Origin of the sequence: Natrinema hispanicum (assembly GCF_900111485.1) — an archaeon.
GTDB lineage: Archaea > Halobacteriota > Halobacteria > Halobacteriales > Natrialbaceae > Natrinema > Natrinema hispanicum_A.
This window is the reverse complement of record NZ_FOIC01000002.1, coordinates 176,832-189,702: the sequence shown is the minus strand read 5'-3', so window position 1 is coordinate 189,702 and position 12,871 is coordinate 176,832. Positions and strand designations below refer to the sequence as shown.

10 protein-coding genes are annotated in these 12,871 nt (G+C 64.6%); 4 read left to right on the top strand and 6 right to left on the bottom strand.

Going from position 1 to position 12,871, the window contains the following annotated elements:
• Positions 1 to 75: 75 nt before the first annotated feature.
• Complete coding sequence (gene argS, locus BSG09_RS02760) at positions 76 to 1,854, bottom strand: arginine--tRNA ligase (protein ID WP_092929844.1); 1,779 nt, start codon at positions 1,852 to 1,854, stop codon at positions 76 to 78.
• Positions 1,855 to 2,050: 196 nt separating this feature from the next.
• Between argS and BSG09_RS02755 the strand changes: the two genes are divergently transcribed.
• Positions 2,051 to 2,674 carry a beta-class carbonic anhydrase gene (locus BSG09_RS02755; RefSeq protein WP_092929842.1) on the top strand — a complete coding sequence of 208 codons (624 nt, stop codon included), beginning with the start codon at positions 2,051 to 2,053 and terminating at the stop codon, positions 2,672 to 2,674.
• 70 nt (positions 2,675 to 2,744) lie between these two features.
• Here the strand turns inward: BSG09_RS02755 and BSG09_RS02750 are convergent, their stop codons facing one another.
• From BSG09_RS02750 to BSG09_RS02730, 5 genes are all read right to left on the bottom strand, one after another.
• Complete coding sequence (locus tag BSG09_RS02750; RefSeq protein ID WP_092929840.1) at positions 2,745 to 3,281, bottom strand: NUDIX hydrolase; 537 nt, start codon at positions 3,279 to 3,281, stop codon at positions 2,745 to 2,747.
• Between the two features lie 25 nt (positions 3,282 to 3,306).
• A complete protein-coding gene (locus BSG09_RS02745) occupies positions 3,307 to 4,458 on the bottom strand; it encodes a pyridoxal-phosphate dependent enzyme (protein ID WP_092929838.1) in 1,152 nt (383 codons plus the stop codon).
• Position 4,459: 1 nt separating this feature from the next.
• Positions 4,460 to 5,419 (bottom strand): succinylglutamate desuccinylase/aspartoacylase family protein, encoded by a 960-nt coding sequence (locus tag BSG09_RS02740; protein ID WP_092929836.1) that lies wholly within the window; start codon positions 5,417 to 5,419, stop codon positions 4,460 to 4,462.
• A gap of 119 nt (positions 5,420 to 5,538) precedes the next feature.
• Complete coding sequence (locus BSG09_RS02735) at positions 5,539 to 6,375, bottom strand: proline dehydrogenase family protein (protein ID WP_092929834.1); 837 nt, start codon at positions 6,373 to 6,375, stop codon at positions 5,539 to 5,541.
• A gap of 92 nt (positions 6,376 to 6,467) precedes the next feature.
• Positions 6,468 to 8,768, bottom strand: coding sequence for an amino acid permease (locus BSG09_RS02730; RefSeq protein WP_092929832.1), 2,301 nt, complete (start codon positions 8,766 to 8,768; stop codon positions 6,468 to 6,470).
• A 271-nt stretch (positions 8,769 to 9,039) separates the two neighbouring features.
• Here BSG09_RS02730 and BSG09_RS02725 point away from each other — a divergent pair, with 271 nt between their 5' ends.
• From BSG09_RS02725 to BSG09_RS02715, 3 genes are all read left to right on the top strand, one after another.
• Complete coding sequence (locus BSG09_RS02725) at positions 9,040 to 9,792, top strand: Lrp/AsnC family transcriptional regulator (protein WP_092929830.1); 753 nt, start codon at positions 9,040 to 9,042, stop codon at positions 9,790 to 9,792.
• A 204-nt stretch (positions 9,793 to 9,996) separates the two neighbouring features.
• Entirely contained in the window at positions 9,997 to 11,379 is a 1,383-nt protein-coding gene (locus tag BSG09_RS02720) for an aspartate aminotransferase family protein (protein ID WP_092929828.1), read from the top strand.
• 197 nt (positions 11,380 to 11,576) lie between these two features.
• Entirely contained in the window at positions 11,577 to 12,857 is a 1,281-nt protein-coding gene (locus BSG09_RS02715; RefSeq protein WP_092929826.1) for an amidohydrolase, read from the top strand.
• Positions 12,858 to 12,871 lie beyond the last annotated feature (14 nt).

Genomic DNA, 12,871 nt, shown 5'->3' with positions numbered 1-12,871 from the left:
TTCGAACGTACTGATCGAGCAGCCGTGGGGCCGCCCGTGGGTACGAACTCGAGAGCGGTAACGGTCGCCGATGCCCTACATCGACCGCGGTGCGGCCACGCCCAGAATCGACAGGGCGTTCGCGACCACGTGTTTCGAGGCCGCAACCAGTGCCAGCCGCGCCTCGCGGACGTCGGGGTCGACGTCGTCGGCGAGTACCGGACACTCCCGGTAGAAGCCGTTGAAGCGATCGGCGAACTCGCGCGTATAGGTCGCGATCCCGTGGGGCTCTAAGTCGTCGGCCGCCTCGTCGACGACCGCCGGGAACCGCGCGATCGTCTCGAGGAGGTCTCGTTCGGCTTCGGTTGCGAGCAGGTCGGCGTCGACGGCAGTCTCGACGTCGTCCATGCCGGTTTCGGGGTCGATCCCCGCTTCCTCGAGGATCCCACAGCAGCGCGCGTGGACGTACTGGACGTACGGGGCCGACTGGGCCTCGAAATCGAGCGCGCGATCCCACTCGAAGGTGATCGCCTTCGTCGGCTGCTTGGAGACGATATCGTAGCGGACCGCGCCGATGCCGACCTGATGGGCGATGCGCTCGATGTCGTCTTCGTCCAAGTCGTCGTCGCGGATACGGTCGTCGAGTCGGTCTTCGACTTCTTGTCTGGCGCGGTCGATCGCCTCGTCGAGCAGGTCGTCGAGATCGACGCCGGTCCCGCGGCGGGTACTCATCTTCCCCTCGGGGAGGTTGACGTAGGAGTACAGCACCTGCTGGAGCTGGTCGGTGTCGTTGCCCAGCAACTCGAGGGTGGTCCGGAGCTGGTTCGCCTGTAGTTTGTGGTCCTCGCCGAGGACCGTCACCGCGTGGTCGTAGTTGTCGAACTTCCACTCGTGGTGGGCCAGGTCGCGGGTGGCATACAGCGAGGTGTCGTCCGAGCGCAGGAAGACGAGGTTCTTGTCGATCCCGTGGTCGTCGAGCTCGAGTTGCCAGGCGTCTTCCTCGTAAACGGACTCGTCGAGGTCTTTCAGACGGGCGACGAGGTCGTCGGTGTCGCCGTTGCGCATGAACCGGGTTTCCTTGACGAACTCGTCGAACTCAGCGGGCAGGCGCGCGAGACACTCCGTCATCCCGCCGAGTACCTGATCGACGACCTCGCTGACGCGCTCGTAGGCCTCGTCGTCGCCAGCCTCGAGGCCCTGCATGATCGATTCGATTTCGGCTTCAGCCTGCTCGGCCTCGCTCTCGGCGGCGTTCTCGAGGTAGGCGTTGCCCTTGCGGTAGTACCGAACGAGATCGTATTCGATGCGGTCGCGTTCGGGCTCGCTCTCTAAGTCCTCCTCGTCGAAGGTTTCGTAGGCCCAGGTAAAGACGGCCATCTGCCGACCGGCGTCGTTGACGTAGTAGTGACGATCGACGTCGTAGCCGGCGAAATCCAGGAGATTGCAGACTGCGTCACCGATGATCGGGTTGCGTGCGCGGCCGACGTGGACTGGTCCTGTCGGGTTCGCGCTCGTATGCTCGACGACGACGGACTCCTCGCGATCTGGCAGGTGGCCATACGAGTCGTCGGTCGCGTCCGCGAGCGTCTCGGCGAGATACGCATCACTCGGCAGGAAGTTGAGATACGGCCCCTGTGTCTGGATCTCGGCGACGTAGGTCAGGTCGGCGGCGTCGATCTCGTCGGCGATCTGTGCGGCGACCTGCGGCGGTGCTGCACCGGCTTCGCCGGCCAGCCGGAACGCCACGCTCGAGGCGAGGACGCTCGCAACGTCGTCCGGCGGTTCTTCGAGGCCCAGATCGTCCGTCGGGAAGTCGAGTGCGGAAAGCGCCCCCTCAAGGGCGTCCTCGACCTCCGCGCGTAGGGAGAGGAACATACCCGCCCGTATTCAGGGCTCGAGTAAAGGAATGTCGGGTTTCGTCTCGAGGACAGGAGTCGGGATAGCTCCGGAGACAGGTCGGATGCTTCTGGTGTTTCTTTCCGTGACCTCTAGCGGATTCGACCGTCATAGATGCTGGCGGTGGTTGCCGTAACGCCAATCATAATTTGTGCCACAGTATAGCACACCACATATGCCGAGACCAACTGACCAATCCGAGCCAGAAGCTGGACGAGTGTTCGAGCGGGTCGACGAACACGTCGAGCAGCGAGATGACTGGGCGCGCCGCCGCCGGAAAGACATCCCAACCAACAAGCAGCTCCTCGTTATCGCGTGTATGGACGAACGGATTCCCGTCGAAGACGCACTCGGCATTTCCTTGGGTGACGCTCACGTCTTTCGAAACGCCGGCGGCAAGGTAACCGACGACGTCATCCGGAGCGCCGCGTTGAGTACGAACTTCTTCGATACGACGGAAATCATCGTCGTCAATCACACGGATTGTGGGATGATGAGCGCACCAGACGAGGCCATCGTCGACGGACTCGAGGCCGTCGCTGGTGGTAGCCTTGACGATGTCGATCTCAATCCCGCACTCCCCAGTTTAGAGCTCGGCGACGCATCGATCGCTGAGTGGGTCTCGATGACTGACGACATCGACGAGGCGTGTCAGGCCCAACTCGACTATCTCGAGGCCCACCCGCTCGTTCCCGACGAGGTCACCGTCCACGGCTACGTCTACGAAGTCGAAAGCGACACCCTCCGTCGCCCTGGCGAACGGGTTTCCGAGGAAATCAATACGCGGGATTCAGCGTAGGACAGTCTCCCCGCCGACTTCTGTCCTCGCCTGTCGCCGAAGCCAGCCGAACGAAGAACCGTCGCCGACATCACTCGAGCAACGCCGCGGCCTCCCGAAACCGCTCGTAATGGACCGGCCGAAAGGTCTCGTCGGAGGCGTCGAAGTCAGCCGGCGTCCAGAACCGGGCGTCCGTGGCGTCGCTGCCCGCCACCGGCTCGCCGTCGGCGTCTTCCCAGTCGGCCACGTAGTGGACCGTTACGACGTGTTTGCCCGCCCGCGGTGGCATCGCCGACGCGGCCAGGATCTCGAGATCGCTTGGATCGACGGCAACACCGGTCTCTTCCTCGAGTTCGCGGGCGGCCGCTTCGGGCGGCTCTTCGCCGGTTTCGATGTGGCCGCCGGGGATCGTCCACTCGCCGACACCCGGCGGAATCCCGCGTTCGACACAGAGCACCGCCGGGTCGGGCCGAGAGCGGTCGACGACCGCGACGCCGGCACACGGCACGGGATTGTGCCAGACGATCGCCTCGCAACGCGGACAGCGCATGCGCTCGCGGTCGTCGGCTACTATCGACTCGAGACGGCTTCCGCAGTCGGGACAGAACGTCGGCGGTCGGCTGACCATCTACAAAGTCGTCAGCACTGACGGGTCATAGGGTTTTCAATCCGCTGCCGGTCAGCGGGACGACGACGTCGTCGTCCGGGTCGAGGACGCCGCGCTCGCGGTACTGTTCGAGAGCTGCCGGCGCGACCGCACAGGTCGGCTCGACGTAGAATCCGGTACGGTGGAGACGATCCAGCGTGGACTCGATCGGATCGTCGCCGAGGGCGATCGCATCGCCGTCGGTCGCCTCGATCGCCTCGAGGATTTCGGTCCCGCGTGCGGGTTCGGTGATCTGGATGCCATCTGCGATGGTCGCCCGGGTGCCGTCGTCGTCGGTCGGCTCACCACCGAGTGCGGCGACGATCGGCGCGTAGCCGGCCGCCTGTGCGCCAAGCAGGCGAGGCATCCCATCGACGATGCCGGCCTCGTTGAGCAGCGAAAAGCCCCGGTATGCGCCCAGAAAGAGCGTCCCGTGGCCGATCGGGAGGACGACGGCGTCGGGGACGGTCCAGCCCTGCTGGGCGGCCACCTCGAACGCGAAGGTCATCGTCCCAGCGTAGAAGGCGGGATTCCAGGCGTGGCTGGCATACCAGCCCTCGCCGGTCTGGTCGGGGGCGTCACGCTCGTCGGCCTCGGTGTCGCCCGCGTCACCTTCGACGGCCTCGAGACAGGCTGCCGTGACGTCTTCGCGGGTCCCCTCGACGCGAACTGGCCGAGCGTCGGCCCGCTGGATCGTCATCAGTTTCGACTGGTTGACGTCGGCCGGGACGTAGATATCCGCCGCGAGGCCGGCTCGAGCCGCGTAGGTCGCGATCGACGCACCGGCATTGCCCGAGGAGTCCTCGATGACTTTCTCGACGCCGAGTTCGACGGCCCGTGACAGCGTCGTTGTCGCGCCGCGGTCTTTGAACGAGCCCGTCGGGAACACGTACTCGAGTTTGAACTGTGCATCCCAGTCGGGCGCGTCGACCAGCGGGGTAAACCCCTCGTAGAAGGTGACGTGCTGTTCGATCGGGAGGAACTCGAAGAACGTCCACAGCCCCTCGCTGGTGTCGAGGTTGTGCAACGGCAGCGGGTCGCCCTGGGGATGTGGCCGTTCGGTAAACTCCAAGGCGTGGCCACAGCCACAGCGCCACGGCTCGTCCGGCCCGGCCGCGTAGACGGCCCCGCAGTCGGGACAGGTCAGATCAGAGGCCATCTCAGTACTGGCCGATGTCGGTGCCGACCGAGCAGACGTACTCGCCGGTCGCGACCTGCGGGAGGCGTCGTGCACGCCAGAAGATCCCGCCGCTGTCGGCCGTCACCTCGGCTTTCGGCTCGCCGAATGGAGTCGTCACCGTAAAGATAGTCTCGCCGGGGCTCACCCGGTCGCCGAGGTCCTTTTCGAGCGTGACCAGCCCGCCTGCGGGCGCGCCGTACTGCTCGAAGCCGCTGGCACGGGTCTGGGGCTCGAGGGGCTGGTTCCCCTCGAGGAAGCCGTAGTACCGGAGGACGTTGAAGACGCCCTCGACGCCCTTCTGAATGCTCTCTTCGTCCCAGCCGACGGCCCCGCCGAGTTCGGGGTCGACGGTCGGGATACCCTCGTCGGGGCCCGTCCGGGCGAGTTGGCCGTCCGGCCCCTTCTGATCCAGGACGTAGCCACAGCCGAAGGCCTTCGCCAGTTCGAGACACTGCTCGTGGAGGCGGTGGCGTTTCCCACAGCGGACGCGAACCTCGTCTAGCATCTGGCTGGTCGATCCCTGATGGAGGTCGAGGATCAGATCCGCCCGGGTGGCGGCGTCGAACGTTGCGGCTGCGATCCGCTCGCTCGAGGTGCCGTTTTTGTTGCCCGGGTAGGCGCGGTTCATCTTCGTATCGTCGATCGGGTTGCGGTGTTCGGCGACCTGAAACGCGTGGTAGTTGACGATCCCGACGATCAGGATCGTCCCCGAAAGCTCGGCGGGATCCAGTCGTGGGACGACACGCTGGATGACGCCGACGCCGTTGAGTTCGTCGCCGTCGCTTGCCGCCTGCATGTAGAGCGTCTTCCCCGAGGAAGCTCCGTTTACCACTGCGACGGGTAGTCCAACCGAACTCCCGTCCCGGGTTTCGCCGACCTCGAGACGGCCCGTCGCTATCTCGCCGGGCCTCGCGCTCGCCGTTCCGAGCGTCGTCGTCATATGTCTCAGACGATGAACCCGTTGGCCTTTATACTATCCGTTGTTCTCGCGGCAGCCACGACCCCCGGATCGAGAGACGAGACCGCGGTCGGTTCGACACTGGTCCGCGAGGTGGGCACTTACCCACTCAAAACAGCCCGCAGCGCAAACCGGAGGTTCGCTTTCCGCTCTGCGACCCGTCGATAGAAGTACGACAGCCAGCGGTCGCCGTAGGGAACATACTGCCAGACCTCGTACTCGTCGGTCAGGTCGTACTGGGCGTCCTCGCGCACGCCCATGAGCATCTGGATCTCGAAGTCGGTACCGTACCGGTCGTGGAGGGCCATCGCGTGCTCGAGCATCGCCGGATCGTGACTGCCTACCGCAATGCCGCCGTCGTAGCGTTCGAACGCGTCCTCGAGCAGGGTCCGATACTCCTGATCGACCCGCGCGCTGTCGGTGTAGGCGACATCGGCCGGCGGATCGTAGGCACCCTTGACCAAGCGGACCTTTCCGGGAACGTCCGCGAGCCGCCGCACGTCTGCGCGCGTCCGGCGGAGGTTCGCCTGGACGCAGACGCCGACGCCACCGCCGTGCTCGCGGGCGACGGTCTCGAAGGCGTCGAGCGTTGCGTCTGTTGTCGTGTGATCTTCCATGTCGAGCCAGACGAAGACGTCGCGCTCGGCCGCCGCGTCGACAATGCCCGCCAGTTCCGATCGGAAGACGTCCTCACCGAGGTCCAACCCAAGTTGTGAGGGTTTGACCGAGAGACAGGCCGCAAGCCTCGAGCCAGCGATGTCATCGACGAGCTGTCTGTATTCGGCGGCGTCGGCGGCGACGGCGTCGCGATCCTCGTAGTGCTCGCCCAGCAGGTTGACGATCGCCTTGACGTCGTTGTCGTTCAGTTGACGGACGTGCTCGAGCGCTGTTGCAGGAGACTCTCCCGCGACGAATCGGTCGGCGATCGGCGGGATCATATCAAACAGAGTGGGCGCCACGCGTAAGGCTGTTCCTCCGTTTCTCGCACAGCTACTCGTGTCTATGGCGAGCGACAGCGAAAACGGAGAGCCTATTCGTCTTTTTTGAGCCCCAGCAGGCGCTCGCGTAGCGTCCGCTTGCGGGCCCGTTCGGCAAGCAACACCGAACACTCCACGTCGTCGAGGACGTCGAGCACCAGCGAGCCGCTGACGAGCCGCGAGAGCAACCCTCGCTCGGTTGCGCCGATCACCAGCAGCGTCGCGTCCGTGGCCGCGTCGGCGATCGCGGTCTCGACGTCGCGGTCGTCGATGAGCAGGTCGGCGTCAGCCAGGCCGTTTTCGGCGGCCCACTCCTCGAGGAACCGCTTGCCATCCTCGCGGGACTCGTCCTCGTTGACGGCGTGTAACAGCGTCACACGGGAGCCGAATTCCTTGCGCAGCAAGCGGACGGTCTCTGCGCCGAGGACCGAATCGGGACCGCCGGCGGTCGGCAGCAGGATATGGTCGGGGTCGAACCCACGGTCTTTGAGCACCAGGAAGTCACAGGGCAGGTCGTGGGTCAACTCGTCGAGGCGCGACTCGGCGCGCCCATGCGATGTTGGTCCCCAACCCATGACGACCTGGTCGGCCTCGAAAGTGCGCGCGGCGTCGAAGATTTCCTCGAACGAACGGTGTGAGAGCACCGTGTGGGTCTCGACGGCAGCGCCGAACGTCTCGGCGTCTTCCCGTGCCTGTTCGAGTAACTGCCGTGACTCGGCGTCGATCCGCTCGGTTTGCTCGGCACCGCGCTCGAGCGGCGTCTGGTCGGGCACCTGCACGATGTGGACTGCGTGAACTGTCCCCTCTCGTTGTTTTGCGATAGCACCGGCGAGCGTGATGAGTTCGCTCTCGGTACGCGGGTTCGCAAGCGGCACCATCACGCGGAAGTCACCGCCGTCCGTGCCCGTAGCGGCTCTGGCGGCCTCGGGCCGAACCGAGTCGGCTGCGGCCACCGCAGCGTCGGGCATCTCCTCGGAGCGCTCGAGGACCCAGTTGACGAACACGCCGGCGCTTTCGACGCGCTGGCGGGCATAGAGCAGGTACCAGACGCCCGCGAAGACGACGAGCGCTGCCGACAGCAGGATGACGAACGGTTCGATGTACGCGATCAGCGCGAACGAGGAAATCGCCCCGATGATCGGGACGAGCGGATACAGCGGCACCTCGAAGTCGGGATCGTACTCGGCTGGCTCGGCCTCTCGCATGACGATGAGCGCGATGTTCAACAGCCCGTAGACGATCAGGTGCAACACCGATCCAGCCGTCGACAGCAACTTGAGGTTGCCAAACAGCAGGAAGGCGATGATGAGCCCGCCAGTGATCAGGATCGACTTGAACGGCGTGCCAAAGCGTTCGTGGATGTCGTTGACCGACGGCGAGAGGATCTTCTCACGACCCATCGCGAAATTGATCCGCGACGACGAGAGGATCGACGCGTTCGCGCTCGAGGCCGTCGCCAGCAGGCCTCCGAGCAACAACAGCCCCCAACCGAGCCAGCCCAGCCCGATGCCGAAGACGCTGTACTGACCGAACAGCAACTCGGCGGCGTCAACGACGGCAGTTTCGTTGTTCGCCACCAGTTCGTTCGGCACTGCTGCCAGCAAGACGACGAGGAACAGCGCGTAGACGACCGTGACGATGAGGACCGAGCCGATGACCGCAAGCGGGAGGTTCCGACCGGGGTCTTTGATCTCTTCGGCGACGGACGTGATCTGGACGAAGCCGAGATAGGAGACGAAGACGATGGCCGTCACCGGAAGGACCTCACCCGGCGTTCCCTCGGGTGCGATCGGTCGCAGCGACTCGAGGTCGGCGTTGAACAGGCCGACAACGGTGAACAGGGAAAGAATACCGAGCAGCGTCACCACGATGGCGATCTGGAGTCCGCCGGTCTCCTTGGCACCGACGTAGTTGATGGCAATAAACAGCGCTGCGCCGACGAGGCCGATCATCTGCGCCGCTGAGATCGTGACTGGGCCGAGCGTGAGTGCCGACGCGCCGACGAAATCGTTGACGTACTCGCCGAAGCCGTACATGTAGAACGCGGAGGCAAACGCCAGCCCGAGCCAGTTGGCCCAGCCGCTGATCGAGCCGAACAGGGGGCCGAGTGCACGATTGACGTAGAAGTACGCGCCGCCCGATTTTGGCATCGCCGTCCCTAATTCCGAGGCCGACAGGGCCGTAAACAGCGCGGTCACGCCGCCAATCACGAAGGTCGCGGCAGCGAGCGGCCCCGCTCGCGCCACGGCCGTTCCCGGGAGCACGAAGATCCCCGCGCCGATCATCGTCCCGATCCCGATCGTGATTGCCGAGAGGAGTCCGAGGTCCTTCGCGAGTTCCTCGTCGGCGCTCATGTGGCGTCACCCCGTCGACATATCCACTTGGTTGGCGACCGTGGCAGACGGATCGCGTTCGCGTCCAGTCGGGGTGGTGGACCACGTATCCGATGTCGAGCGTTCATTGAGTCGGGATTGTAGCGGAACCGATGATAAACCCCGTGATTATATTGTTGAATCCCCATAATCATGGATGTATATTGGCGTTCCGTGAAAAACATAAAATAAATGACTGGTTACTCGAGTGAGATCGGAACACTGTATGATGGGGGGTTCGAGACCATGAGACATGGAGCATCGGCTCGACGAGATCGATCGGCGGATCATTAACGCGCTGATGGACGATGCACGGAACGTCTCGGCACCGACGATCGCCGAGGAAACGAACGTGTCGCCGGGAACGATTCGGAACCGGATTGCACGACTGGAAGACTACGGTGTGCTGACTGGCTACCACGCAACCGTCGACTTCGAGCGAGCGGACGGTCGCCTGACGAACTTGTTTATGTGTAATGCGCCGGTTTCCGAGCGGGAACTGATCGCTCGTCGGACGCAGAGCATTTCTGGGGTGATCAACGTCCGCGAGCTGATGACCGGCCGCCGGAACCTCCACGTGCTGGCCATCGGCGAGGACACGGCGGATCTCCGCCGGATCTCCCGGGCTCTGTCGGACCTCGGCGTCGAGATCGAAGACGAAGTCCTCGTCCAAAACGAAATCTGGCAGCCATACGCCCCGTACGGCTCCGACGAGAACGCCCAGTGTGAGTCGATTACCGATTTCGTCAGTCTCTCGGGTGATGCGGAAGTCGCCGAGGTAACCGTCGATCCCGGCGCACCGATCGCCGAGACGACCCTCCAACGCGCCGTCGGGCAGGAGGTCCTCGACGACGACGCGCTCGTGATCGCGATCGAACGCGACGACGTCGTTCTGACGCCACACGGTGACACCGAAATTCGGGCCGACGACATCGTCACCGTCTTCTCACGCGACGGCATCGACGATGCGATGCTCGAGGCGTTTCGCGACGCCGAGCGCGCATAGGCCGCCGGCTCGAGTTGGATGACAGTCGATGTTCCGTCTGCGCTCGTTTCCCGCTGGGCACCACTCATACGGACTTCTGTCGGTCGGTTCTGGCGCACTCTCGACACGTCATGCGGGTGCGCCGGTCTCGTACTCAATAACTGTATACAACCAATATGAATTCTGTGGACAAGATATTTATCATTGTTCCACCTTCCCACACCTATGACGACAGGACCACCGATCGACGAACTCCACTTCGCGGACGCCCCGTCCGTCGACGCCGTTCCGGGTCCACAGACGCAGGCGTTGCTCGAGAAACAGCGGGAGATCGACAGTAGCGCGGTCGCCTATCCGGAAGACATCCCGATCGCCTTCGAGGACGGCAAGGGTGCGACGGTTCGGGACGCCGACGGCAACACCTATATCGACCTCTTCGCGGGGATCGGCGTGTTGAACGTCGGCCATGCGAACCCGTACGTGCTCGAGGCCGTCCACGAGCAGGCCGACAAGTTCGTCCACACGGTCGATTTCCCGACCGAGGCTCGGCTCGAACTGATCGAGAAGTTAGACGAGATCGCGCCCGACGGCCTCCAGGGGCAGAACAAGGTCGTTTTCGGCGGGCCGACCGGCAGCGACGCCATCGAGGCGTCGATCAAACTCGCCAAGTACAACACCGGCGGGGACGGCCTCATCGCCTTCCGCGGGGCCTACCACGGCGCGACGACCGGCGCGATGAGCGTCACGTCGAACAAGGCGTTCAAGGAACGATACACGCCTTTGCTCCCGGACGTCGTCCACGCGCCGTACCCGGATCCGTTCCGACAGGACAAGTCGCCTGATGAGGCCGTCAACCACGCGCTCGAGGAAGTCCAGGCGATCGTCGAGGACCCCTACGGCGGGCTGGCGAATCCGGCAGGGATCATCGTCGAACCGATTCAGGGCGAAGGCGGCATCGTCACCCCACCAGAGGGATTCTTACAGGGGCTGCGCGACATCGCCGACGACAACGACGTGGTGCTCGTCTTCGACGAGATCCAAAGCGGTCTCGGCCGCACCGGGAAGTGGTGGGCAAGCGACTGGGAGGGCGTCGCTCCCGACGCGATGACCTCTGCGAAGGCCCTCGGTGGTGTGGGCTTCCCGCTGTCGGCGACGATGTACCACGAAGACCTCGATACGTGGGGTTCGGGCGACCACGCGGGCACCTACCGCGGCCACGTCGTCGGCATGCGTGCCGGCATCCGTGCGATCGAGTACATCCAGGACCACGACCTGCTCGCCCACGCTCGCGACCTCGGCGAGTACATCCGAGGGCGGCTCCGCGAGGCGGCTGCCGAGACCGACCGACTCGCCGACGTTCGCGGCAAGGGGCTGTTCATCGGTGCCGAGTTCATCGATACTGACGGCCACCCCGACGGCGACCTCGTCGACGCCATCCAGCAGTACTGCTTCGAGCGTGGCGTCCTCGTCTGGACGGCCGGCCGTCACGGCAATGTGCTTCGGCTCTTGCCGCCGCTGGTGCTCACTCATGAACTGGCCGAGACGGCACTCGATATCATCGTCGCGGTGATCGAGGAGCTGACCGCCGAAGCGACACAGACCGTCTGAAGCTCACACGCTATGTTCGAGACCGACACGATCGCGGTTGTCGGCTGATCACTGGCTGGGCTGTCGCGGAGAATACGTGCCGTTTGCCCATGCCAGACCAGCGCTCGAGTCGATCGCCAGCCCCGTCGGTAACGGGCCGTCGCTTTGCTCATGTCGGTCACCATTAAGTAGCTCTTCCCCCAATCTCCTGGGAGCTAATGACACACAAGGAACGAAACAGACTGCGCGAACTCCGGCGAGAGTTCCACCGCCATCCCGAACCAGGCTGGCGTGAGTTCCAGACGACCGCCAGAGTCGTTGATGAACTCGAGCGGATCGGCGTCGACGAGATCGCCGTCGGCCGCGAGACGCTGGCGACCGACCAGCGCATGGCCGTCCCAGCCGAGTCGGACCTCGAGCCGTGGCGCGAGCGCGCCCGCGAGGCGGGGGTTCGGTCGGACGTGCTTGAGCGCACTGCCGACGGTCATACGGGCGTGATTGCGGTCGTCGAACAGGGAGAGGGGCCCTGTATCGGGTTGCGCGTCGATCTCGACGCGATCTCGATGCGCGAATCCGACGAGCGCGACCACCGGCCGGCCGCGGAGGGCTTTCGGTCCGAACACGACGGCTACATGCACGCCTGTGGCCACGATGCGCATCTCGCGATGGCACTGGGGACGCTCGAGGCGGTCATGGAGAGTGACTTTGCGGGCACGCTGAAGGTGTTTTTCCAGCCCGCAGAGGAGATCTCCGGCGGTGGGAAAGCGATGGCCGAGAGCGGCTATCTCGACGACGTCGACTATCTTCTCGCGTTGCACATCGGCCTCGATCACCCGACCGGCGAGGTCGTCGCGGGCATCGAAAAGCCGCTGGCGATGGCCCACCTGACTGCGACGTTCGAGGGGGCAAGCGCCCATGCGGGGAAAGCGCCCAACGAGGGGGCAAACGCCATGCAGGCGGCGGCGACGGCGATCCAGAACGCCTACGGCATCCCTCGCCATGCTGACGGGATGACCCGGGTCAACGTCGGCCGTATCGAGGGCGGCACCGCGAGCAACGTCATCGCCGAGGAAGTCACCATCGAGGCCGAGGTCCGCGGCGAGACGACCGCGCTGATGGAGTATACGCGTACGGAACTCGAGCGGGTATGCTATGCCGCCGCCGAGATGCACGACTGTGACGTCACGCCACGGGTGATCAGCGAGTCACCACGCGTCGACAGCCACCCCGCGTTGCGAGATCTCGTCGGCAACGTCGCGTGGGGGGTCGATGGCGTCGATCGTGTGATTCCGACCGAGGAGTTCGGCGTCAGCGAAGACGTGACCTACCTCATGCAGCACGTTCAGGACAACGGCGGTCTCGCATCATACGTCCTTATCGGGACCGACCACCCGACGAGCCATCACACGCCGACGTTCGATATTGACGAATCGAGTCTCGAGATCGGGGTCGCACTGCTGTCCGAGACGGCCCTCGAACTCTCGAGACGGCGGCCGTAGCGCGGCCGAGCGTA